This is a genomic window from Thermoflexus sp., from assembly GCF_042408815.1.
Taxonomy (GTDB): Bacteria; Chloroflexota; Anaerolineae; order Thermoflexales; family Thermoflexaceae; genus Thermoflexus.
Genome location: NZ_JBHOQR010000003.1, coordinates 16,524 through 40,750 on the forward strand (window position 1 = coordinate 16,524; position 24,227 = coordinate 40,750).

The following is a 24,227-nucleotide window of genomic DNA, read 5'->3' on the forward strand; positions in this document are numbered from 1 at the left end:
AGGATCTGGGCTTTCAGGCAACTGCTCTCTGGAGCAGGAAGAAAAACACCCGGGCCGCGTGGAGGAGCTCTGGGATGGGGATGTGCTCCTCCGGTGTGTGGGCGAGGGCTAGGGCGCCCGGCCCGAAGACGACGGCATGGGCCCCATATCGCGCGAAGGGCTCGGCGTCTGTCCAGCTGGGCATCCCGCTGAAACGGACGGGGAGGCCGGCTTCGGTCAACGTGGCGGCGAGCATTTGAACGACCGGAGCCTCGGGAGGGGTCTCAAAGGGAGGGGAGAGATCCAGGATGCGCCAGGATGCTGAATGGCGGGCGAGCACGGACTCGATTTCCCCCACAAAGGTTTCCCGTGGGATGCCCGGCAGCCATCGAATGTCCAGGTGGAGCGCACAGCGATCGGGGATCACCAGCGCCCGTTCGCCGCCGTGGATGAACAGCGGGGTCACGGCCCCACGGCCGATCCACGGGTGCTGGGCCTGGATGGAGGGAAGGGATTCCAGCTCCCGCAGGATCTCCAGCGCTTCCCGGATCGCGTTCCGGCCTTTCTCCGCTACGGAGCCATGGGCGGGCTGGCCCTGGATCTCCAGCGCCAGCTCCATGGTCCCTGCCTCCGCGATGTGGATCGTCAAATCGGTGGGTTCGATCGCCAACACCGCCTCCGGCCGGCAGGCCCTGGCCAGCGCTTCCGCTCCCCGTCCCATGTTTTCTTCATCCACCGTGAGGGCGATACTGACCGGCGAGCCGGCCAGGCGTTCCGATCCCAGAAGCGCTAAGGCAGCCATCAGGGCAGTCAACCCTCCTTTGACATCGGCGCTCCCCAGCCCGTAGATCCTCCCATCGCGTTCGACAGCCGTATACGGATGGGGATGATCCCGGGGAGGCACGGTATCCAGGTGGGCCGTGATCAGCAGGCGAGGACGAGGCTGGGGATGGATGAGAAGGTTCGGCCATGGGTGATCAGGAACGGGGAAGCGCGCGGCGGGAAATCCACGCTCCCGGAGCCAGCTTTCCAGGAAGGCGATCAGGGTGCCTTCCTCGCCGCTGGGCGAGGGGATCGCGATCAGCCGGGCGAGCAGGTCCTGCAGGAAAGATTCCAGGTTCTCCATGAGATCCATGCGCTTCCTCGCTCGGTCGAAGGTGGAGCGGCGGCCCATATATGGCGTTTCCACGCAGCTATGTGCGATACTTCCCATTGATCGTCACATATTCATGGGAAAGATCGCAGGTCCATACCCAGTCTTCACTGTCTCCCATATCCAGATCCAGAAGCACCCGGAAAGAGGGAGCCTGGAAGATGTGGCGGGCCTGTTCTTCGAAGTAAAAGGCGGGAGAGCCCCGGTCGAACAGCAGCAGAGGTGCTTCATCCCCCCGCTGGATCCAGAGGGAGACCATGTCGGGGTCGAAGGAAACACCAGCGGCTCCCGCGGCGGCGAGGATCCGCCCCCAGTTCGGATCCTCGCCATAGAACGCGGTCTTCACCAGCGGCGAGCGGGCGATGTGGCGGGCGATCCGACGCGCCTCCTCTGGCGTGCGCGCGCCCCGCACCCGGATCTCGACGAATTTCGTGGCCCCTTCGCCGTCCTGGACAATGGCTTTGGCCAGCTCCATGCACAGATCCGTCAGGGCTTCCTCGAAAAGCGGCATGGAGGCTTCGTCCACCGTCACTCCCGCTGCCCCATTGGCCAGGATCATCACCGTATCGTTGGTGCTTTGATCTCCATCGATCGTGATCCGATGGAAGCTAACGTCCACCGCGGAGTGGAGGAGCCTCTGCAGGCGATCCGCGTCGATCCCCACGTCGGTGGTGATCAGGGCCAGCATCGTCGCCATATGGGGGTGGATCATCCCGGCCCCCTTAGCCATCCCGCCGATGGTCACCGGGATCCCATGGAGCGTGAGGCGGCGGACCGCCATCTTGGGGCGGGTGTCGGTGGTCATGATGGCGCGGGCAGCGGCTTCACCTCCCTCCTCGGATAGAGCGGGGACGGCGCGCATCAGCCCAGCGCGGATTTTATCCACCGGCAGCGGGACGCCGATCACCCCGGTGGACATCATCAGGATCGTATCGGGTGGGAAACCCAGGAGGAAGGCGGCAAACTCGGTCACGCTATAGACATCCGAAAGCCCGCGGGGGCCGGTGCACGCGTTGGCGTTCCCGGAATTGATCACCACCGCCCGGAAGCCTGCACGCCGCTGGAGGAGCATCGCCTGATCGTAGCGAACCGGTGCGGCCTTGATCTGGTTCGTGGTGAAGACCGCGGCGGCAGTGCAGGGGCGGGTGCTGGCCACCAGGGCCAGATCCAGCGCCCCGCTAGCTTTGATCCCACAGGCGACCGCTGCGGCTCGAAACCCTTGAGGCGCTGTGACACTCATCGGGTTCCCTCCATACGAGGTATTGCCCGATCCGCCGGGTTTGCCGGTGGTCCATCCGGGTTAGAGCGATCTTGCCGGATTGACCCCATTTCGCGGAAAATATAAATATAATGATTTCACTGCGCGCGGGCTGCCGATTGGAGGATGGGAAGGGCCGGGCGCGTTGTCGGATGTTCTTGGCCGGCGCCCTAGATCCACTCCCGCGTTCCGAATTTGTCGATGGCGAGCGCTCGCTCAGGAGGTCCAATGGGCTCTGTGATTTTATACATCGAAGATAATTTTGAAAACCGATTACTGGTTCGGCGGATCCTGGAGGCCGAGGGGTATCAGGTAGTGGAAGCGGAGGATGGGCCCAGAGGGCTGGATCTGGCTCGCTCCATGCGCCCCGATTTAATCCTGGTCGATCTCCATCTACCGGATATCGATGGCTATGAGCTGGTCCGCCGGTTCAAGCAAATGCCGCATCTCCAGGGAGTCCCTATCATCGCCCTCACGGCCGATGTCATCCGCGGCACGCGGGAGCGCGCCCTGGCCACCGGGTGCGATGGCTATATTCCCAAGCCGATCGATGTGGACGCGCTGCCGGAGCAGATCGCAGCTTTCTTAAAGAGCGAGGAGACGCCTCATGGCCGGTGAACCGATCCAGCATTCGGTGGATCCCCGCGAAGCGACAATCTTGGTGGTGGAGGACAACCTCCAGAACTTCGTGCTGATCGCGCGCCTTCTAGGCTATCTAGGGGTGCGGAACATCCAGTGGAAAGCCTCCGGTTGGCAGGTCCTGGAGTTCGCCGGACAGCTGCCCCGGATCGATCTCATCCTCCTGGACATTCATCTGCCTTATGAGGATGGCTATGAGGTGCTTCGCCAGATCCGCGCGGATCCCCGCTTTCAGGGAACCCGGGTGGTAGCCGTATCGGCGGAGGCCACCGAAGACAATATGCGGCGAGCCCGGGAGGCTGGCTTCGACGGCTTCATTGGCAAGCCCATCGACCCGGATGCCTTCCCGGATCAGATCCGGCGGATCCTCGCGGGCGAGGGCGTTTGGACCCTCGGGTGAAGGAGGGCTGCATGGTCACGCTGGATTGGGGCTCGTGGCCCCTGCGTTGGAAGTTCCTGGCTGGTTTCATTCTAATCGTTCTGGTGAGCGTGGTCGGAACGGTGGAGGTGGCCCAGCGCTTGCTGGGGAGCGCTCTGCAGCGTCGGATTGTGGAAGAATTCCGGGGGGTGGCCCAGGCCCAGCGAGCCGCTCTGGAACGGGAGCTCTGGCATCAGATTGAGCTGCTTAGCGGTTGGTCGGAAGAGGAGTCCCTGGTCTCCAAGGCGCTGGATCACTCCACCCGTTATGTGGACCCCGAGCGACGAGCTTATATGCTCCAGCAGGAGGAGTTGATCTGGAGAACGCAGCCCGACTCCGCGTTGCGGCACGATATCCTCCGGGGCCCCGCGGCCGATGTCCTCCGTGGCATGCGAGGCCGGCTGAGCGGGCATCTTCATTTGCTCCTCACGGATTCCTATGGCACCCTGACGGCAGCCACAGAGCCTCCCCGCGCCTATCGTTTCGATCAGGAGCCTTGGTGGCAGGCGGCCTGGAATCGTGGACAGGGCGCCCCGTATATCAGCGATTTCCGGTTCGATGAAGACCTTCAGACCACCGTCGTCTATCTGGCGGTTCCAGTTTACCGTCAGGACACGCATCAGGCGGTCGGGGTGTTGCGGAGCGCTTACAGCGTCTCCCAGATCCTCAGCCTGTTGAACCAGTTTCAGACCGGACGTACCGGCCGGGCCTTGTTGCTGGATGCGGACGGCGCGGTCTTGCTGGATCCCCGTGGTATTTTGCAACGGGAACAGCGGCTTCCGGGCCTCCCCATAAGTCGCCAGGATCTGGCCCGCTCGGAGGGGGTTCTGCTCACTCCAAACTGGCTCATCGCCTACAGCCGTGTAGGCCCATGGATTGCCCATCAGCTTCCGTCGCTGGAGTCGCATGGATGGACGCTGGCAGTGGTCCAGGAGGAGAACGAGGCTCTGGATCCGGTTGGGCAATTGGGGCGTCAGGCGCTGATCTGGATGCTGATCTTGGGCTCCTTTGCCATTGGCCTCGCCTTCCTGGCCTCCGCTTCCCTCACCCGGCCGCTTGGGGAACTGACGGAGGCGGCGCGGCGTATGGGCGCGGGACAGCTCAACGTGCGGGTCCCGGTCACCTCGCGGGATGAGTTGGGTGTCCTCGCGGAAACGTTCAACGCGATGGCCCTCCGGCTGCGGGATCTCTATCAAAATCTGGAGCGCCGGGTGCAGGAGCGGACCCATCAGTTGCAAACCGCGGCGGAGATGGGCCGCGCTATCGCCTCGACGCTGGATCTGGATGAGCTCCTGCGCATGGCCGTCAACCTGATCCGGGATCGTCTGGGGTATTACCATGTCTCGGTGTTTCTGATCGATGAGAGCGGCCGGTGGGCCGTGTTGCGCGAATCCACCGGGGAAATCGGCCGCAAATTGAAGGAACGGGGACATCGACTCGAGGTGGGCGGGCTCAGTCTCATCGGATGGGTGACGGCGAACGGGCGGCCGCGTGTGGCCCAGCGGACGGCGGAGGACCCTGTGCATTTCAAGAATGAGTTGCTTCCGGAGACCCGTTCGGAAGCCGCTTTCCCGCTGAAGATCGGAGACCGGATCATTGGCGCCCTGGATGTTCAAAGCACCCTCGAGGAAGTCTTTGATGCCGGCGCCGTCTCAGTGTTGCAGATCCTGGCCGATCAGCTGGCGGTGGCCATCGAGAACGCCCGGCTCTATCAGCAGGCCCAGGTGGCCCTGGAGGAGACCCAGGCCCTGTATCAGGCAAGCCGGGATCTGACTGCTGCGACATCCATTGAGACGGCGGCCCGGGTCCTCCTGGCCCACCTTCCCATCCAGGGGGTGGACCGCTATGTCCTGGCCCTGGTGGAAGATCCGGAGGCCCAGGGGGAGGAGCGAGTCATCCAGGTCCGTTTGATCTGGGATCGGGAACGGGGACTCTTCAGCGAGCCCCGACGGTATACGGTGGCCGAGCTGCCCATCATCGGTCGGGAGGTCACGCGGGAACCCCTCTTCATCTCCGATGTGGCCACCGATCCGTGGCTGGACGAAGTCAGCCGCGCGTTCTATCTCCGGCATCGTGTGCGTGCCATCGTCTTCTTCCCCCTGTGGGCTGGCGATGCCTTCTGGGGCTGGCTGATCGCCCAGGGGGTCCAGCGCCCGCTGGAACTGGAAGATCGAGCCATCCGCCGGGTGCAGACGCTGGCGGACACCGCGGCTGTGGTGTTGCAGAACCGGCGCCTCTTTGAGCTGCTGGAGCAGCGGCTCCGGGAGCAGGCGTTGCTCTATGAAGTGGCTGCTTCGCTGGCGGAGGCTCCCGGATTGGAGGCGTTGCTGACGCGGATCTGTCGGGCTTTCGCTACGGGCCTGGGGGCAACCAGTGCCTATGTGGCCCGAGAGGCTACGGATGGACAGGGCTTCTTTGCTGTCAGCGAGTTCTACGCTCCCGAAGCGGCTCCGGAGGAGCGCATCTCCGACGTGGGCACTTATTATCGTTATGAGGACTATCCGCTTTATGCCCAGATGCGTTGGACGAGGCAGCCGGTGGTGCTGCGCCGGAACGAGCTGGAGGCTCGGGGAGCACCGGAAGCACAGCTCCTGGCCCGATATGGCGGTCGAACCGTGTTGCTGATCCCCCTGGTGGTCGGGGAGCAGTATTACGGGCATGTGGAAGTCTGGGACAGCCAGCGGGAGCGCTGGTTCTCAGCGGAGGAGCTCCGACTGGCTGCGGCGCTGGCCCATGGGGCGGCCCTGGCCCTCCAGCGGCAGGAGCTTTTCGAGGAGGCTGCTCGCCGGGCGCGCCTGTTGCAAGCGGCGGCGGAGGTCAGCCGGATCGCGGCCACCATCTTGGATCCCGACCGGCTGATGGCGGAGGCCGTCGAGCTCATCCGGGATCGCTTCGATTATTACTATGTGGGCTGGTTCGTTCCCGATGCGGATCAAAAATGGATGGTGCTGGCCGCCGGCACGGGGGAGCCCGGCCGGGTCATGAAGGAGCGAGGGCACCGACTGGAGATCGGCGGGCGATCCATGGTGGGCTGGGCCGCCGCCCATCGGCGGGCTCGAATTGCCCTGGATGTGGGCGCAGAGCCCGTTCGCTTCGCTAACCCCTTGCTCCCTTTGACCCGCTCGGAGATCGCCCTGCCGATGATGGTGCGCGGGGAGCTGGTCGGGGTCCTGGACATTCAATCCGAACAACCAGCCGCCTTCACCGAGGAGGACATCCGGGCCCTCCAGGTGATGGCCGATCAGCTGGCGACGGCCTGGCAGAACGCCCGGCTCTACGCCCAGGCTCAGACCCGGGCTCAGGAGCTGGCGACGCTCCATCGCCTGGCGGTAGAGTTCTCCCGTTCTCTGAATCTCACGGACATTCTGGAAACGGTCTGCCGGGCTTTCGTGGAGGTGCTGGGAGCGGATCACAGTGGAGCTGCGCTGTGGGAGAGGGGACAAAATGTCGGCGTGGTGGTGGCCGAGCATCCCCCACGGGGTTTCCTGGGGGTCCGGATCCAGATCGATAATGCGTTCACCCGGCAGGTGATGGAGACGGGCGAGCCCCAGTGGGCCTTCGATGTCCGTCAGGATGAGCGCCTGGAGGCCACCGGGCCTTTGCTGACGAGCTTGGGGATCCGCTCCATTGCCGTCGTTCCCCTGATTGCCCGAGGCCAGGTGATCGCCACGGTGGGGCTGGATTATATGCGGGCCCATCATGCCTTCACGCCTGAGGAGCTGCGCCTGGCTCAAACGATCGCCCAGCAGGCCGCTGTCGCCTTGGAGAACGCGCTCCTGTATGAGCAGGCCCAGCGGCAGGCCCGGCGGATCCAGACGGCGGCGGAGATCTCCCGGATTGTGGCAAGCGTCCTGGAAGTGGAGACGTTGCTTCAGCAGGCGGTGGATCTGGTGCGCGAGCGCTTCGACTATTACTATGTAGGCGCCTTCCTCCTGGACCCGTCAGGGGAGTGGGCAGTTCTGCGAGCGGGCACCGGCGAGGCCGGCCGGCAGATGGTCGCCCGGGGACACCGCCTGCGGGTCGGTGGGGAATCCATGATCGGCCAGGCATGCGCCCGCAGGGAGCCGGTGATCGCTCAGGATGTGAGCGAGGCGGAAGCTCGCTATATCAACCCCCTGCTTCCCGACACCCGTGCAGAGATGGCGCTGCCCCTGATTGTAGGCGACCGGGTCCTGGGAGCGCTGACGATTCAGGCGGATCGTCCCCACGCGTTCTCCCCGGAGGATCTCACGGTCCTCGGCATCGTGGCAGACAGCCTGGCGGTGGCCCTCCAGAACGCCATGCTCTATGAAGAGCAGAAGCGCACAGCCGAGCGCCTGCGGGAGCTGGACCGCTTGAAGACCCAGTTCATCGCGAACATGTCTCATGAGCTGAGGACGCCGCTGAACTCCATCATCGGCTTCAGCCGGGTGATCCTGAAGGGCATTGATGGGCCGCTGACGGAGGCCCAGCGGCAGGACCTCACAGCGATCTACAACGCCGGGCAGCATCTGCTCGGCCTAATCAATGACATCCTCGATCTCTCCAAGATCGAAGCCGGCCGGATGGAGCTCCAGTTCTCCGAAGTGGACATGCGAGAGATCATCCGCGGCGTGATGTCCACTGCAGTTGGCCTCGTCCGCGACAAACCCATCGAGTTGCGCCAGGAGGTCCCGGAGGATCTCCCGCCAGCCTGGGCCGATGCCCAGCGGGCCCGCCAGATCTTGCTGAATCTGGTTTCCAATGCCGCCAAGTTCACCGAGCGCGGCTTCATTGCGGTGCGCGCCTGGGCGGATGAAACCTTCGTGACGATCGCGGTTCAGGACACCGGGATCGGGATCCCGAAGGAGAAATATGAGGAGATTTTCCAGGAATTCACCCAGGTGGAAAGCGGGACCATCCGACGGTATGGCGGAACCGGGTTGGGCCTGGCGATCGCCCGGCGCCTGGTGGAACTGATGGGTGGCCGGATCTGGGTGGAGAGCGAGGTGGGAAAGGGCTCCACGTTCTTCTTCACGCTCCCAAGGGTTCGTCCCTCTGCTCCGGCGGAACGTCGCTCCGGCCGGCCGGTGGTCCTGTGTGTGGATGACGATCCGGGCGTGATCACTCTTTATCGACGCTATCTGGAGAAGCACGGCTTTGAGGTGATCGGCCTCACGGATCCTCAGGATATCCTGGAAGTTGTGCGACGGGTTCGCCCGGATGTCATCACGCTGGACATCATGATGCCCCAAAAGGATGGCTGGGCCGTCCTTCAGGAATTGAAGACCGATCCGGAAGCCCGCCGGATTCCCGTGATCGTCTGTTCTATCGTGGATGAACGTGGGCGGGGTTTCAGCCTGGGGGCGGCAGAGTATCTGGTCAAGCCCTTCACTGAGGAGGAGCTGCTGGAGGCCATCCAGCGGGTGGACGGCCGGCCCGGGCCGCTCCGGGTCCTCGTCATCGACGATTCGGAAGCGGATCGTCAGCTCATCCGGCGGGTTCTGGAGCGCATGGGCGGCTATCAGATCCTGGAAGCCTCCGGAGGGGAGGAAGGAACAGCCCTGGCCCGCCGAGAGCGGCCCGATCTGGTGATCCTGGATCTGATGATGCCGCAGATGGACGGCTTCATGGTGGTGGAGGCGCTGAAAGAGGATCCGGCGACCCGATCTATCCCGATCATCGTGCTAACGGCGAAGTCTTTGACCGAGGAGGATCGCCAGCGGCTGAATGGACGGATCGAGGCGCTGCTTCAAAAGTTCGGGGTGGATCCGGAAGCTCTCCTCGAGGAGATTGTGGAGGTGTTGCAGAAGCCCCGGTCCCCGTGAGCCTCTGGCTTGGCACCCCATGTGGCTTATGCTATCCTTTTTTTCGTTGGAAGGCAGGAGGACACAGGCACCATGGTGGAAGGGAGCGATCAGGCTTTGAACCGAGAGGAGGAGGGAAACAACGCCTCCCAGGCCTCACCGGCGGGAGGCGGTAGATCTCCTTGGACGCTCTGAAGGGGGAAATGAGAGAAATCCGGCCTGGGCCGCCTGCCCGCAGAGAGGCGGCCCAGGCTTTTTACGTCAGCCCTCGGATGGCGAGCAGCGGCGGAGCCATCTACTCGTTATCCCCAGATAAAGCGCGGACAGGAGGCCTCGATGTTGAAGACCCATGGATGTGGCGAATTGCGCCTGACCCACGTCGGCCAAATTGTGGAGCTGGCCGGCTGGGTTCATCGCCGCCGGGATCATGGGGGATTGATTTTTATCGATCTGCGGGATCGGAGCGGTCTGGTGCAGGTGGTGGGCGATCCCTCCCGTTCGGCCCCCGCCCATGCCGTCCTCGATGAGGTCCGCCTGGAGTATGTGATCCAGATCCGCGGGCTGGTCCGCCGACGGCCGGTCGGCGCGGAGAACCCCAACCTGCCGACAGGAGACATCGAAGTCGAAGCGCACGAGGTTCGCATTTTGAACCCCGCACGGCCCTTGCCCTTTTCCATTGATGACGATGGCCGGCGGATCGACGAGGCCGTCCGCCTGCGCTATCGCTATCTGGATTTGCGCCGGGCCCGGATGCAGCGAAACCTGATGCTGCGCCACCAGACCACCCGGGCTATCCGGGATTACCTCGACGCCCGAGGGTTCGTAGAGGTGGAAACGCCTATCCTGATCAAGAGCACGCCTGAGGGCGCACGGGATTTCATTGTTCCAAGCCGCCTCCATCCGGGGAAGTTTTATGCACTCCCCCAGTCCCCGCAGCAGCTCAAGCAGCTGCTCATGGTGGCGGGCCTGGAAAAATATTATCAGATCGCCCGGTGTTTTCGCGATGAAGATCTGCGAGGCGATCGGCAGCCGGAGTTCACCCAGCTGGATCTGGAGATGTCCTTTGTGGAGCGGGAGGATATCCTCCAGCTCGTTGAGGGCCTGCTGGTCGAAGTGGTGCAGCGGGTGACGCCCCATAAGCGCTTCCGCGTCCCTTTCCCCCGCCTCACCTATGCGGAGGCGATGGCCCGCTACGGCTCGGACAAACCGGATCTCCGCTTCGGCATGGAGCTGGTGGATCTGACGGATGTGTTCCGGGAAAGCGCGTTTGAGGTGTTCCGGGCCGCGGCGCGGAGCGGAGGCCAGGTGAAGGCCTTGCGAGTCCCCGGATGCGCAGGCTACAGCCGCCGGGAGATCGATGAGCTGACAGCCTATGTGAAGTCGCTGGGCGCGAAAGGATTGGTCGCCCTGGCTTTTACCGGCGATGGCGTGAAAGGGGTTGCCGCGAGGTTCCTCACTGAGGGAGAACAGGCAGTCATCGCGGAGCGAACCGGCGCCGGGGTGGGGGATCTTATCTGCATGGTGGCGGATGCGCCGGAGACCGTCGCCAAAGCCCTGGGGGGACTGCGGTTGCTCTTTCGGGACCGGTTGCGCCTGGCGGATCCGAATGAGTTTGCTTTCGCATGGATCCTGGAGTTCCCAATGTTTGAATGGAACGAGGAAGAGGGGCGCTGGGAGGCCATGCATCATCCTTTCACCTCGCCGATGGATGAGGATCTGGATCGCCTAGAGACAGATCCCGCATCCGTCCGGGCGAAAGCCTATGATATCGTGTGTAACGGATATGAGATCGGTGGGGGGAGCATCCGGATCCATCGCCGGGATGTCCAGGAGCGGGTCTTCCGGCTGCTGGGCTACACGCCGGAGCAGGCGCGCGCCCGGTTCGGCCATCTGCTGGAAGCCTTCGAGTTCGGTGCCCCGCCTCACGGGGGGATCGCCCTGGGACTGGATCGTCTGGTGATGCTCCTGGCCGACGAGCCGAACATCCGGGAGGTCATCGCTTTCCCGAAAACGGCCAGCGCGACGGATCTCCTCTTCGACGCCCCGTCCGAGGTGGATGAGCGTCAGTTGCGGGAGCTTCATATTCGGGTGATCCGGGAGGAGCAGGGATAAGGGAGCCAGCGGCCTGGCTGCCCATCCTGCTCCTCCCACCCGGTTTGCCCGAAGGATTCGTTTTGATTAAACTTTCCCTCAAAGGATGTGGCGGGGGGGGGTAGGCGCGAGCGTCCTCGCGGAAGCCATGCCCAGACCCCGGTGGAGGGCGTAGTCCAAAGGGGGGCGCCTCATGGCGGACAGGGATCAAAGAAAAATCCGCATTGTGTGCATCGAAGACAGTCTAGATATGATCAACCTGATCCGGCTGATTGTCACTCGAAGGGGCTATGAGCTAGTCGGGTGGGCAACCGGAGGTGTGGAGGGCATCGAGGTCATCCGGCGGGAGAAGCCCGATCTCGTCCTGCTGGATCTGATGATGCCTGACATCGACGGCTGGGAAGTTTACCAGCAGATGAAGGCCGATCCGGAGTTGCGGAACATCCCGGTGATCGTGGTCACGGCCCGAGCGCAGCATGTCGACCGCATTCTGGGGCTCCACATCGCCCGGGTGGATGATTATCTGACGAAGCCTTTTGGACCCTCTGAGCTGATCGCCAGCATCGAGCGGGTGATGAGCCGTTCTTCCCCTGCGGAGTCCAATCAGGAGCAGGCTTGATGGGATCTTCTTCCCCGACGGCGGAAATCCTGGCCATCGGGAACGAGTTGTTGCTGGGCGAGGTGGTCGACACGAATACGTCTTGGCTCTGTCGTCTCCTCACCAGGCTGGGAGGAAGGGTCCGGCGGGCGGTCTTGCTGCCCGACGAGGTGGAAGCGATATGGGCCGAGCTGGAAGGCGCATTGCGACGAGGGCCCGACTTGGTGTTCACAACCGGCGGTTTGGGGCCTACGGAGGATGATCGAACGCTCATGGCGGTGGCGCGGGCCACGGGTCGGCCGCTGGAGGAGCATCCCCAGGCGCTTCAGATGGTGGCGGCGCGATATCAGGCCCTGGCTGCGGCAGGCTATGTGGCCAGCCCAGAGCTCACGCCGTCGCGTCGTAAGATGGCGCTGCTCCCCCAGGGGGCTGTGCCCCTGGCCAATCCGATAGGCGCAGCGCCCGGAGTTCTCCTTCCCCTCGAACAGACCCTCCTGATCTGTCTCCCCGGAGTTCCTGAAGAGATGAAAGCGATCGTTGAGGGCCCCCTCACGCCCTATCTTCAATCCCGATTGGGAAAGGCTGGCTTTGCCGAGCTCCGCCTGCTCGTCGATTGTGGGGATGAATCCCGCCTGGCGCCGTTGCTGGAGGAGGTCCAGCATCGATGGCCCCAAGTATATATCAAATCCCAAGCCCGCGCCTTCGGCCCGGGCATTCGCCTTCGGATTTACTTTTCCGCCACGGCCTCTACCCCAGAGGAAGCCCGGGCCTTGGTAGAGGAAGCCCGCCGTCATCTGGAAGAACGACTGGCGGAAGCCGGGATCGGAACGGAGATGCTGGGACCCGATTGACGTTACGATGGAGCATGGAGAGCAGACATCCCTTATTTCTGAGGTGAACCATGGGAATCGTGGGTCGCATCTTCTGTCTGCTGGTTCTGGTGGCCATCCTGGCCGCATGTGGAGCTCCTGCCGCCTCTCCAACTCCTGTTCCTCCTGCTGTCTCGCCTACCACCATTTCGCCGACTGCTCTCGCTCCTTCTTCCGCCTCGCCGACTGCTCCGGCGCCTTCTACCGTTGCGGAAGACTCCTGCGGCGATCGATCGAAGCTTTCGAAGGAGCTTTACCTGTTCAACTGGCCGGATTACATCGCCCAGGAGGTGCTGGATCGGTTTGAGCGGGAGTGCGGAGTCCGGGTGATCGTCGATACGTATGATTCCAACGAGGCTTTGCTGGCCAAGCTCCAGGCCGGGGCAACCGGATATGATGTCATCGTGCCCTCCGATTACATGGTCTCGATCATGATCAAGGAGGGAATGCTGGCAGAACTGGACAAGAGCCATCTTCCCAATCTCAAACACATCGACCCGGCCCACCTCGGCCTTTATTTCGACCCGGAGAATAAATACACGGTGCCCTACATGTGGGGGACGTCCGGGTTTATGTATGATACCGCGGTGATCCGACGGGAGCTGAAGAGCTGGAAGGATGTGTTCGAGCCAGCCCCGGATGTTCGGGGAAAGATCTCGATGCTGAAGGATGAGCGGGAGGTCATCGGAGCGGCCCTGAAATATCTGGGGTTCTCCATGAATACGACCAACCCGGATGAGCTGCAGAAGGCCAAGGAGGTGCTGATCCGTCAGAAGCCCTATGTGAAGGCATATACCAGCGACACGAACCGCGATCTCCTGGTGGCCGGCGAGGTCGTCCTGGCCCACATCTGGACCGGGGATGCGATCCGGGCTCGGGATGCCAAGCCCTCCCTGAAGTATGTGATCCCAGAGGAGGGGTGCACGATCTGGCAGGACAATCTAGCGATTCCAAAGACGGCGAAGAATAAATATACAGCCGAAGTTTTCATCAACTTCCTGATGCGTCCGGATATCGCGGCGATCAATGCGAATACGATCAAGTATGGCAGCCCTAACCGAACGGCGATCCAGCAGCGACTGATCGATCCTGCTCTCCTCGATGATCCGGGCATTTACCCGCCGGAGGAATTGAAGCGCAGGATGGAGTGGCTGATCGATGTGGGGGAGGCCATTGAGTTGTACGATCGGATCTGGACCGAGCTGGGGGTGGGACGGTAAAACGACCCCTCCTGCAAGCTCATGGGCCCATGAGGGCGTTGGGAATCCCCCAATCCCATAGGGGCCTGCTGTCGGATCTGAGGGAGGGCAGGGATGCGGCGGATGTGGATCGGCGGCGAACGGACGGCGGGATCTGCGTGCGAGGAGATCCCCGTTCTGGATCCAGCGACCGAATAGGAAACCGTGCCTCGGGGGACACCGGCAGATGTGGAGGTCGCGGTGGCGGCCGCCCAGCGGGCTTTCGACAGCTGGCGGAAGGTGTCCGCAGCCACGCAAGCCGAGATGCTGCATGAGGTGGCTCGTAAAATCCGGGGCCATCAGGAAGAGCTGATCCGGCTATTGACCTTTGGTCGGCGAACACCTTTGATTATTACGCCGAGCTGGCCCGCCACGAGCGGGGCCGGGTGATCCCTTCCCCTGAGCCCGGTCAGGAGTTCCGGCAGACCCAGCACGTGCACTGGGATATCGAGGGGGGTGAGAAGCCATGGTGGTTCCCCTACGGCTCCCGCGACGAGGGAAATCCACTGCGGAGCTCCTGAAAAGGGGGCAGGGAGGCCGAAGGCGTCTTTTCCTGTCCTCCACGCTCCCCGAACGCTTTCGGCCCGGCAGGCCTCGATGGAGGAATCAGGGCTTGACCGTTGGCTCATGGGCAGAAGTTGGCGGATTTTCCATGCCCCTTTCCCCCTGGGGCACTTTCGCGGGGTGGGAATGCAGGGGGAAGACCGAAGGATACGGTTCAATGTAGATCTCATCGAACAGCTGGCTCTGGCGGGCGATCACCCGGCGCAGTTTCAGGAGTTCCAGCAGACCCAGGAAAAGAGCGATGAGATCGTAGCGGGTCTCCGCTTCACGAAGCAGATGCCTGAGCGCCACTCGCTGCCGATCCTGCACCGCCTCCAGAATCCGTTCCATCGCCTCCTGGATCGTCAGACGATAGGGGGTGAGAAAACGATCCACAGTGGGCGTCTCGGGTTGAGTGAGCAGCGCACGGCGTGCCAGGCGGAGGAGATCTTCCAGGCAAACGCCCTCCAACCCGATCCCGGGATCGTCCGGCCGGGGAGGGGGTGCAGTTCGTCCGTAAGCGGTGAATCCCTCCCGTTCGGCGAGCTGGCGGGCCAGCGCCCGGAAGAGGCGATAGGCTTTCAACTGCTCTACCAGTTCCTCCCCGAGGTCTTCCTCCTGTTCATCAGGCTCCGGCGGCCGTGGCAGCAGCATGGAAGATTTTATGTAAAGCAGTTTGGCGGCGATCACCAGATATTCTGCCAGCTGATCCAGTGTTAATGCCTGCAGGATGGTCACGTATTCCAGATACTGGGCGGTGACCTGGGCCAGGGAAATCTGGGTGATATCCAGGTTGTTCCGCTCGATCAGATATAGAAGGAGATCGAGCGGCCCCTCGAAAACAGGAAGTCGCACCGGGGGGAGAGAAGGTTTGAGCGGAAGACTCATGGGGCCTCCTGGAGCCAGCGCCATAGCAGGCCCATGGCGGCGTTCGCCGCCCATTCCGCCGCGTGGGGTAGAGGGCCTCGATGGCCGCGCTGAAGACTGCGGGAGCCTTCCGAGGTGGCCATGGCGACGGTGATCTGAAAGCGCTCTCCTTCCGGGAGAACCTCCGCAGCCAATCCCACCGCCGTTCCCGTCTGGCGGCGGATCGCTTCCGCGGCATGTTCGGGGGCCGCCGTCCGTCGAGAGCGCACTTCCCCGATTCGAAAGACCTGGCCCTCCGGATCCGCCGCCGCCAGGCGGCCGCCCAGCAAGCCCAGCGTGCCTCGCTCCAGGGTGGCTAGTGTGAGCCCGCGCTCCTGCAGCATGGCGATTAAAGCCTCCTCGGGTGCACGGTTGCCTTCCCCGTAAACGGCCCAGCGGAGGCGCTCCCGGATGGTCTGAACGGCGGTCTCCGCCCGGGCGGCGGCTTCTTCGCGCGTGGCACCCCGGGCCTGGATCCGGATATCCACCATCCCGGGATGCGCGTTCAGTCCCACTCGGGGGTTCTCCCCCTCCAGGAGATCTCGTAAGCGCTCGTCGATGACGCTCTCGCCGAGGCCGATCGTGCGAACCACCCTCCAGACCATCGCCTCGGCCGGTGGGAATCGGCGCTCCAGGCAGGGGATCACTGATTCCGTGAGCATGCGCTCCAGTTCGCGGGGGACTCCGGGAAGGGCAAAAAGGATATGGTCCCCTTCTTCAATCCAGAACCCTGGGGCGGTGCCGATCGGGTTGGAGATCACCTGGGAGCCCTGAGGGCGGAACGCCTGACGGCGGTTGTTCTCCGGCATGGGGAAACCAAGGGACTGGAAGCGCGCGCGGATGGATTCAAAAAGCTCCGGATCAAAAACCAGCGGCCTCCCCAGGGCCTCGGCGACGGCTTCTCGTGTCACATCGTCCACCGTAGGGCCCAGACCCCCGCTGATGATGAGGATCTCACTCCGGGCCATCGCCGCCCGGATGGCGGCCACCATGCGGGGTAGATCGTCCCCGACCACCGTGATCTGAACCAGAGGGATAGAAAGCCCTTGAAGGGCGCGGGCGATACGGGCCGAATTGGTGTCCACCACGTCTCCGCTCAGCAGCTCCGTGCCGGTAGCCAGGACCTCCGCGTTGGGCATGGAACCTCCCTTTCTTCACTCCGAAAGATGCATGGGCGGGAAAGCGCTGGCCTCACGCATCTTCATGGAGAGCCCGGGGAAGGGGAGAGAGATCCAACAAGAGCAGCCTCTGGATCGGCGCTTTCGGGCAGATCCTCCAGCGAACGGACCATGCGGATCCACTTCCCCCAACGTCCGTTTTCCTGAAAGCCCAGAGCGCGATAGATCGCGCGGGCCCGCTCGTTGTGCTCGCCTACCCATAGCTCGCAAACCCGACAGCCCCGGGAACGCAGATAGGTCATCCCACGCAGCAATAAGGCGCGTCCCAGGCCACGCCCTTGATATTCCGGATCCACCACCAGTTCATGAATCGCCCCCACCGCTCCATGGTCCCATCGGGAATCCGTAGCGATGAACCCCACGGGGCGATCTCCATCATAGGCGATGAACGAGCCATTAGGATCCCGGTGGCGGAGCCATTTCAGATAAGCCTTCACCTCCGCGCGATGACGATAGTAATAATCTCCCAGGGGCCGATAGGCACGCAAGTAAAGATCAACGAGATGGGGGGAGCCGGAGAGAGGCTCCTGCACAATGCGAATCGAGTCTGTGGGACGAAGCAAGAGGAATCACCTCCTTCCGGAGATATATATCCTTGGGGCGCTTTCTCTCCGAACAGGACGGGGATTGCACGCCTGGTCTCCTCCAGGGAACGGAGGGGCTGGGCCGATCCCCGCCTTCTTCCTCTGGTCCGAGGGGGAAGCCAGGGAGGAGGAGGGCATCTCGCATGACGGATCTGCAACCAACGGCACGGTTCCTCATAGGAGCGGATGCAAACCGCTCCGTGATCCGAAGACAGGAAAGCCGCCTCCCTGATCCTACATCTGGGCAAGCCTCTCCTCAGCCGTGGAGAGAGCGGACGTAGGGAAATAAAAATCCTCACCCCGTGGCCGGGGGCTGACAGCGATTTGCCTCCCATCTTAGCGATAGGCATCGTTGCGTTTCCGGATATCCTCGATCTGTAAAGTCTGCTTGTCCCAGGTGAGATAAATTCGATACTCTCCAGCCCGATACGACAGCAGCTCCCCCCGATCGTGACGGATCTTTGTCAGCAGGGGGCGCTGAGCAACCGCCAGCTGGCGAATTCGCCGCATCACCTGTTCTCGATGTTTCGGATGCAGCTCATCCAGCGCTCGTTGCGCGCGTTCGGTAATTCGAAGAACCATTTTGCCTCCACCACCCCCTCCCATCATTCTCGGGATCTCTCTCCTGTCCGTATTCCGGCAATCGACTCCTTGCCCCGGAGAAGGGATCGAGAGATTCTGAGCCCCATCGATCCGCCTCGTATCCCCCTCGACCGACCTGTTTAAATTTTATATCCTCCGAGGAGGGCTGGCGAATTTATCGAGCGCGGTGTCCCTGCTCGCTGGACGTTCGATTATGAGAGCCCTGCGGCCCGGGCGATGGCTGCGAGCTGCTGCTGACAGATCTCGAGGACATGGGCGATCTGTTGGGGATCCCGGGGCTGCGTGAAAAGCGTTTCCTGGAGCAAAGCGATGGCTCGGGTTAGTGCCGCGAAGGATCGGACAAGGGTATCCTCGGTGGATATCGGGGGGGAGGAGCGAGGGCGAGGGAAAACCGGAAGGGGCGGTTGAGCTGGAGCCAGCCCCAGCGCCCCGCGCACCTCCTGGAGGATCTCGCGGAACACGTTTTCCTCCTGCACGAAATTCCGGGTGGCGTCGATCATCAGGAAAGGCCTCTCGTAGGTAGAAAAGAATGCCTCGTAGGCCAGTCGGAGACGCTCGATATAGGCCCGGTCCATTCCCCGCTCGTAAGGCCGATCCCGCATGGCGATACGAGCCATCAGGGTATCCGTATCCGCTCGAAGGTAAAGGACCAGCGTGGGCTGAGGGGTTTTCTCGGCCAGGGCTTTGTGCAGTTGTTCGTAAAGGGCCAGTTCATCTCCTTCTAGGTTCAGATGGGCGAAGAGACGATCCTTGGCGAACATGTAATCGCTGACCACCGGCTCATGCTCCAGGTGGGCGGCGAGCTCTTGGTGCTGGCGATATCGACTCAACAGGAAAAAGATCTGGGTGGGAAAAGCATAGCGGGCGCGATCCCGATAGAAATGCGGCAGGAAAGGGTTCTCCTCGAATCGCTCCAGGATCGGATATGCTCCCAGCGCCGGAGCCAGCATACGAGCCAGCGTGGTCTTGCCGGCGCCGATCACGCCCTCGATGGCCAGGAACCAGTGGGTCATGGGCGCCTCCCTGGATCTGGAGAATGATCCGGATGGCGCGGCGGGTTTCCCTCTGGAGCCGGACCGGCATCCGGCGCCCTCCCCGAGGGACCCGGTGGCCTAATTCCTACTATACCAATGGCGTAAACCTTTTGTTCCGATTATGAATCGGATACAGGCTGCCCGAATCCTATAGAGGGCGAGGGGGTGTCGATGGAAAAGCCCTGCCCGGCCCCTTGACGATCTTCTTTCCCGGAGAAGGCGCATGTGGAGGTTGGCGCTTTCGGATCGCTCGTTTCCTGGATTTCCCCCTGAGGCCATCTTCGAGCAGGCGCGGCGTGTGGGGATCCCTCGCCTCGTCGTGCATGATGAAATCCTGCGCCCGGGTCAAAGGCGTCCCCTGTGGAGGGGGAGGAGTCTGGAGAAGGAAGAATGGCGGGAGGTCTCTCAATGGGCGAAGGCGCTGGACTACAGCCGCTCGCGTTTACACGCGGTGCGTTTCGAGCGCCTGCGGACGGGGATCCATCTTGTCGCCTGGGCCATTGCCCCCTGTCCCCCTCAGGAGGCGGGCGCTTCCCGGATCCGGCAGTATGCGCTGACCGCTGCCACGGCAGCTGCCTTCGTGGGCGCTCAGGGATTGCTGATGGAGGGGATGGATCGATGGGAGCCCGGGGAGGCCATGGCGTTCTTTCGTTGTCTTCTCCCTGCCTTCAGCGGCCTTCGCCTGATCCTGTTGCTTCGGCTTTCGGAGGCCAGCCCGCTTCTTCTCGAAGTCGCCCGTGAATTCAAGGCCCGGATCCGGCCGTGGATTGCGCTGGATCTGGAGGAGGCGATTCCAAAGGATTTCCCCGCACTGTGGAGCATGATGTATCCCTCCGTTTCGATGCTGATGTTTCGTTGCACGCCGGAGCATCTAGAATGGTGGGATCAGGAGGGTTGCCCCATTCTGGAGCGAACAGGTTTTGGGGGAGAGCTGGTGGTGACGTTCCCCGGGGCTGCTGGGAGTGAAGGGAAAATGGGGAGAAACCTGATGCGGGCACACCGGCTATGGCTGGAGTAATGCATCCTCATTTTAAAGCACGCGTGCCCCCGTGCGGCGGGCGATCACTTCCAGGGCTCGAAAGGCGAGATCGCGGGTGAACCGGTCGATCTGAGGATCGAAAGCGAGCATCCGCAATGGCCCCAGGGCCTCCTGATCCCCCACATGGGCCAGCGTCAGGATGGCCGCCCGGCGCACGCCCTCATCCCCTCGCTCGAGGGCTCGGTAGAGGCTATGGAGCGCTGAGGAGCGCTCCCCCACGGCTTCGCCTTCCCGCACCGCCCACTCGATCAGCCATCCCTGTTGTTCCACAACGACCGGACGGAGATCAGGGGCGGGAGGCTGGCGGTTCTTCTCCCAGAGGGTTAACGCATCCTGGGCGGCCGACCGCACCAGCCATTCGGGATCCTCGCGGGCGATGGTCTCCAGGCGGGCTTTGGCCCATTCCTCTGGGATCAAAGCCAGCGCGAATACCGCGGCCCGGCGAGTCCGCCAGTCCGCTTCTTCGGCCGCTTCTTGAAGCAGCTGGGGGCCTTCGGGATAGGCCCGCAGGGCTTCGGCTGCTAGACGGCGGAGAGGCTCTTCTCCTTCCAGGAGGAGGAGGACCAGCCGTTGCATGGCGGCTTCGGTGCGATGGTCACCGAGAGCAGTAATGACTGTGCGGCGGACTTCGGGTTCTGGATCCCTCCATACCGATTCCAGGAAGGGCAAGTCGCCTTCCTGCCCCAGCCAGCCCAGGCCCCGGATAGCAGCCATGCGGATTTCTGGGTCCGAATGGCGAAGGGCCTTATGGAAAAGAACGGGAACGCCGCGATCTCCCGTGGCCACCATGGCCTCAGTCACTCGTAGGCGAAGCGTCATTGGCAATCCAGGTTTCAGAAACACCCGGCCTAGGGCGGCCATCCCCTGGGGGCGCCATGGGGCCTGAGGGGAGGCCACCGCGATCCATCGTGCCATGCGCAACAATCGAGTATGGAAGGCGTCATCGGGCTCTGTGAGAACCCGATCGATGATGCCGGACATCGGGCCAAGGGCTGCATAGAATGTGAACACGTCCGCCCATCGGGGATCATCCAGATGGGCCATCAGGAGGGTATTATCCCCAGACTGGGCCAGCACCCAGGCCGCCAGATACGCCTGCAGCAGGGGATGGCGGAAGCACCCGCGCTGCTCATCGATCGGCACAATCGGCCGTCCGGGAGCGGTCAGTCTCTCGATCACCCGATCCAGATTCCGACGTCCCCGCGGCGGCGCCAGCGCGGGGAGGGCACGGATCAGCGCTTGCTCTATATCCTCCAGGGTGATAAGGAAGCGTTCCTCGTTTAACAACTGAAGGGCCAACTGACCCAGGATCAGACGGGCCGTGGGGGGAGTCAGCGCGGTCTCCCCCGCGATCCCCTGGAGCATGCGGTCCAGGATTGCATCATAGAGCTCCGGCCGCCCCGGGCGATCGTGTTTCAACACCACGGCGGCGACGACATCTGCAGGGCGCATGCGGACGGGTCGGGGGAGCCCCCACGTTTTGAGATGCCCCTCCAGCTCGGATACGGATGCCTGACTTGTCAGAGCCCAGCGTTCAAGGAATATCCGCACCGCGCGTTCGGACCACGGGGCGAGGGCGAGGGGCAGGAACCCCAGTGCCTCCAGCGGATGGGTTGCCCACTCGGCCCCTGTGAGCACTACAGGAGTGTGCGGGTAGCTCTCCAACAACTGTCCTAACCAGCGCAGGATCTCCTCGCGGCGTGCTGGAGGCACGGCTTCCAGGTCATCCAGAAGCAACACGGCCGTCCCATTATGCAGAGCAGTGCGGATCATACTGCCCAGACGGGCTCGCAGGACGAGGGGGAGAGTTTCCCTCAGCGTCTCTATGAGGGCGGCTTCCGGCGGGGCCATAGGATCCGGGACGAGCAGGGGCAGGCGAATATAAAACGGAAGGGGGGAAGCTTGATCCCCCCACTTCAAATGTCCGGCGAGGGTCTCGCGGATCAGCCAGCAGAGAGCGCCGGTGCGGCCGCTCCCTGGGGGTCCGTAGAGGAAGAGGCGGGAGGCCGCCTGGACGATCTGACCCAGGGGCAGTTCGGACTCCGATGGGAGGTCCTCCCCATGGGTGCTCGGGTGGGGAAGGGGAGGGCTCAGAGGCGGCTCGATCAAACACTGCGCGAGGCGGGGATCCAGGGCCGACCAGGCGATCCAGCCGGGAAGCTGATCCAGCAGCCAGTGTCGATACTGCATCTCGGCCGATAGACGCAGACGCTGATGGGCCTGATCCAGACGCTCCCTCATCCTCTCGTAGAACCGTCGAAGGGGACGTCGGGTCCCATAGAGCAGCCCGGCGCTCAGCAAAGCCATAGCCGCTCCGATGAGGGCGGAGAGGGGATCAAAGCGCCACGATCCCGGGAAACCCACCACGTTCCTCCTTAAGGCTTCAACCCGCTGGGCTCGGATTCAAAACGGCGAGGTTGCCTTTCATCCTCAGAGAGAAGACAGGGGAATCCCTTTTCCGGTGCCGCCATGCTGAGATCACTCATGGGCCCCGAGCTCGTCGGGGCCAATTAGCCGGTAACCGATCCCTCGCTCGGTTCGGATAAAGAGCGGGTGATTGGGGTCCGGCTCGATCTTCTGGCGGAGATACCAGATGTAAAGCTTCAGATAGCCCCGATCCTGGACATGTTCTTCCCCCCACACCTCGCGTAACAGGAAGTCATGGGTCAGCGGGCGGCCTGCGAAACGGGCCATGATGGAGAGGAGCTTGAACTCGGTGGGGGTCAGATCCACCGGGCGCCCGTCCACTCGAACTTCCTGGGTGATCAGGTTCACATAAAGGCGTCCGTTATCGTAGATCCCACGGGAGGTGGTGGATTCGTAACGCCGGAGCACGGCCTGAATGCGGGCGAGAAGCTGCCGGGGGCCGAAGGGTTTCGTGAGGTAATCATCGGCGCCGCTCTCCAGCCCCCGCACAATGTCCGATTCCGTCCCCAGGGCGCTGATGATGATCACCGGTGTCTCCCCGGTCGAACGGATGGTTCTGAGGACTTCCCATCCATCCATGCCCGGCAGCATCAAATCGAGGAGGACCAGGTCAGGGGTTTGTGCGCGTAGGAGATCAAGACCTTCCTGTCCGCTATGGGCCAGGTAGACTTTATAGGCGTTTTGCTCCAGCTGCCATGCCAGGAAGCGGGCCAGCTCCACATCATCCTCGATGATCAGGATCTTCTTGGCGTTCAAGGCTATCCCCCCCGGGGTTTCGGGGCATGCGTATCTCAGGCAACTTCGCCCCAGCCCGTTCATGGCTTGTTGTCCGCGGCGCAGGCAGACCCGATCTCATAGGAATCGGGAATCGCCAGCCTCTCCTCTCGGTTGCGATGTGGTTTCTCGTCGGGGGATTCTCAGCGAATTGATCCAGCTTAGCTAGCTTTTTACCATAACCCCACCTCGTTGGGCAAGTTCCATGCGATTCGGTAAGCGGAAAACATATGTGCAGGAAGCGAAGAGGCTTTGGAAGCAGCCATCTCCGGCCGCGGTCGGGGAGGGCCGACGCGGAGGATTTGCCTTTCATGCGGAGTTCGATTATGATAAAGATAATGGCGCTGCCGGTTTTGCGGCAGGGGCTTTTCGCAAGAGGGCGCTCTCCGTAAGCCGGGAGGGCGCCCTTTTAACTTTCATGGAGGTTTGACCCATGCTGCAAGAGCGTCTGACCGTTCAGGACAATATGGTGGTGACCCTGGCCTACACCCTCCGCCTGAAGGACGGTCGGGTTGTGGAGTCCTCGGAAGAGAGCGAGCCCATCACTTTCATTCAGGGCGCTGGGGAGATCCTCCCCGGCCTGGAGGAGGCCCTCTACGGGATGGCGGTGGGGGAGGAGAAGGAGATCTGGCTGGCTCCTGAGGACGCCTACGGGCCCCGACGGGCGGATGCCTACCAGGTGGTCCCTCGCAGTGAGTTCCCGGCGGATTTCCCCCTGGCTCCGGGCATCGGTCTGTATGTTTACACGGAGAGCGGCGAGGCCTTCCCGGCTTATATCACCGAGGTCGGCCCGGATACGGTGACCCTGGACTTCAATCATCCACTGGCAGGGGAGGAGCTTCATTTCACCGTGAAGATCTTGGCTCTGCGCCCCGCTACTCCTGAGGAACTGGAGCGCGGCCACCCCCACGACTGAGCGCGGGGTGCTAGGGTAAGGGGGAGCCTGACCGGGCCCTCGCTAACACCCGGCCAGGCTCCCGAACCTTCCGGATCATCCCACGCTGCGGGCCAACTGCATGGAAGCAATCTTCCTCTCGAAGCCCCTGATCGATCTGGCCGGAATAGAACCGGGCCTTGGCGGATCCGGGCCCGTCCTCTCCTTCCCCGCCGCTTGAGAGGCTACTGGAAATC

General features: G+C 62.9%; 19 protein-coding genes. 10 read left to right on the top strand and 9 right to left on the bottom strand.

Features of this window, described 5'->3' with window-relative positions:
• Positions 1-13: 13 nt before the first annotated feature.
• Both ACFMO3_RS01920 and argJ read right to left on the bottom strand, forming a co-directional pair.
• Positions 14-1,114, bottom strand: a complete 1,101-nt coding sequence (locus ACFMO3_RS01920) for a M20 family metallopeptidase (protein WP_376788745.1) — start codon at positions 1,112-1,114, stop codon at positions 14-16.
• A gap of 58 nt (positions 1,115-1,172) precedes the next feature.
• On the bottom strand, positions 1,173-2,372 hold the full coding sequence (gene argJ, locus ACFMO3_RS01925; RefSeq protein WP_376788746.1) for a bifunctional glutamate N-acetyltransferase/amino-acid acetyltransferase ArgJ: 1,200 nt from the start codon (positions 2,370-2,372) through the stop codon (positions 1,173-1,175).
• Between the two features lie 246 nt (positions 2,373-2,618).
• Here argJ and ACFMO3_RS01930 point away from each other — a divergent pair, with 246 nt between their 5' ends.
• The 8 genes from ACFMO3_RS01930 (at position 2,619) to ACFMO3_RS01965 (ending at position 14,398) form a co-directional block, all read left to right on the top strand.
• A complete protein-coding gene (locus ACFMO3_RS01930) occupies positions 2,619-3,008 on the top strand; it encodes a response regulator (protein ID WP_376788747.1) in 390 nt (129 codons plus the stop codon).
• Positions 2,998-3,429 carry a response regulator gene (locus ACFMO3_RS01935; RefSeq protein WP_376788748.1) on the top strand — a complete coding sequence of 144 codons (432 nt, stop codon included), beginning with the start codon at positions 2,998-3,000 and terminating at the stop codon, positions 3,427-3,429. Before ACFMO3_RS01930 ends, ACFMO3_RS01935 begins: the two co-directional genes overlap by 11 nt.
• Before the next feature lie 11 nt (positions 3,430-3,440).
• Complete coding sequence (locus tag ACFMO3_RS01940) at positions 3,441-9,233, top strand: GAF domain-containing protein (RefSeq protein WP_376788749.1); 5,793 nt, start codon at positions 3,441-3,443, stop codon at positions 9,231-9,233.
• Between the two features lie 315 nt (positions 9,234-9,548).
• A complete protein-coding gene (gene aspS / locus ACFMO3_RS01945) occupies positions 9,549-11,324 on the top strand; it encodes an aspartate--tRNA ligase (RefSeq protein WP_376788750.1) in 1,776 nt (591 codons plus the stop codon).
• 172 nt (positions 11,325-11,496) lie between these two features.
• Positions 11,497-11,922, top strand: a complete 426-nt coding sequence (locus ACFMO3_RS01950; RefSeq protein WP_376788751.1) for a response regulator transcription factor — start codon at positions 11,497-11,499, stop codon at positions 11,920-11,922.
• On the top strand, positions 11,922-12,752 hold the full coding sequence (locus tag ACFMO3_RS01955) for a competence/damage-inducible protein A (RefSeq protein ID WP_376788752.1): 831 nt from the start codon (positions 11,922-11,924) through the stop codon (positions 12,750-12,752). The genes ACFMO3_RS01950 and ACFMO3_RS01955 overlap by 1 nt, the downstream gene beginning before the upstream one ends.
• A 50-nt stretch (positions 12,753-12,802) precedes the next feature.
• The gene (locus ACFMO3_RS01960; protein ID WP_376788753.1) at positions 12,803-13,990 is read left to right on the top strand and encodes an extracellular solute-binding protein; all 1,188 of its coding nucleotides are present in this window, start codon (positions 12,803-12,805) and stop codon (positions 13,988-13,990) included.
• 183 nt (positions 13,991-14,173) lie between these two features.
• Positions 14,174-14,398 carry an aldehyde dehydrogenase family protein gene (locus ACFMO3_RS01965; protein ID WP_376788754.1) on the top strand — a complete coding sequence of 75 codons (225 nt, stop codon included), beginning with the start codon at positions 14,174-14,176 and terminating at the stop codon, positions 14,396-14,398.
• A gap of 216 nt (positions 14,399-14,614) precedes the next feature.
• Here ACFMO3_RS01965 and ACFMO3_RS01970 read toward each other — a convergent pair whose 3' ends face one another.
• The 5 genes from ACFMO3_RS01970 to ACFMO3_RS01990 form a co-directional block, all read right to left on the bottom strand.
• On the bottom strand, positions 14,615-15,439 hold the full coding sequence (locus ACFMO3_RS01970) for a segregation and condensation protein A (protein ID WP_376788755.1): 825 nt from the start codon (positions 15,437-15,439) through the stop codon (positions 14,615-14,617).
• Entirely contained in the window at positions 15,436-16,596 is a 1,161-nt protein-coding gene (locus ACFMO3_RS01975) for a competence/damage-inducible protein A (protein ID WP_376788756.1), read from the bottom strand. Before ACFMO3_RS01975 ends, ACFMO3_RS01970 begins: the two co-directional genes overlap by 4 nt.
• A 62-nt stretch (positions 16,597-16,658) precedes the next feature.
• A complete protein-coding gene (locus ACFMO3_RS01980; RefSeq protein WP_376788757.1) occupies positions 16,659-17,198 on the bottom strand; it encodes a GNAT family N-acetyltransferase in 540 nt (179 codons plus the stop codon).
• A gap of 357 nt (positions 17,199-17,555) precedes the next feature.
• Positions 17,556-17,801 (bottom strand): type II toxin-antitoxin system RelE/ParE family toxin, encoded by a 246-nt coding sequence (locus ACFMO3_RS01985; RefSeq protein WP_376788758.1) that lies wholly within the window; start codon positions 17,799-17,801, stop codon positions 17,556-17,558.
• 212 nt (positions 17,802-18,013) lie between these two features.
• Positions 18,014-18,835: a deoxynucleoside kinase gene (locus ACFMO3_RS01990; RefSeq protein ID WP_376788759.1), complete on the bottom strand. Its 822-nt coding sequence runs from the start codon at positions 18,833-18,835 to the stop codon at positions 18,014-18,016.
• 244 nt (positions 18,836-19,079) lie between these two features.
• On the opposite strand from ACFMO3_RS01990, the gene ACFMO3_RS01995 reads away from it, so the two are divergent.
• Positions 19,080-19,874, top strand: coding sequence for a hypothetical protein (locus tag ACFMO3_RS01995; protein WP_376788760.1), 795 nt, complete (start codon positions 19,080-19,082; stop codon positions 19,872-19,874).
• 12 nt (positions 19,875-19,886) lie between these two features.
• Here the strand turns inward: ACFMO3_RS01995 and ACFMO3_RS02000 are convergent, their stop codons facing one another.
• Complete coding sequence (locus tag ACFMO3_RS02000; protein WP_376788761.1) at positions 19,887-22,259, bottom strand: NACHT domain-containing protein; 2,373 nt, start codon at positions 22,257-22,259, stop codon at positions 19,887-19,889.
• Between the two features lie 114 nt (positions 22,260-22,373).
• Positions 22,374-23,078, bottom strand: a complete 705-nt coding sequence (locus ACFMO3_RS02005) for a response regulator transcription factor (protein ID WP_376788762.1) — start codon at positions 23,076-23,078, stop codon at positions 22,374-22,376.
• A gap of 451 nt (positions 23,079-23,529) precedes the next feature.
• On the opposite strand from ACFMO3_RS02005, the gene ACFMO3_RS02010 reads away from it, so the two are divergent.
• Entirely contained in the window at positions 23,530-24,012 is a 483-nt protein-coding gene (locus ACFMO3_RS02010; RefSeq protein WP_376788763.1) for a peptidylprolyl isomerase, read from the top strand.
• Positions 24,013-24,227 lie beyond the last annotated feature (215 nt).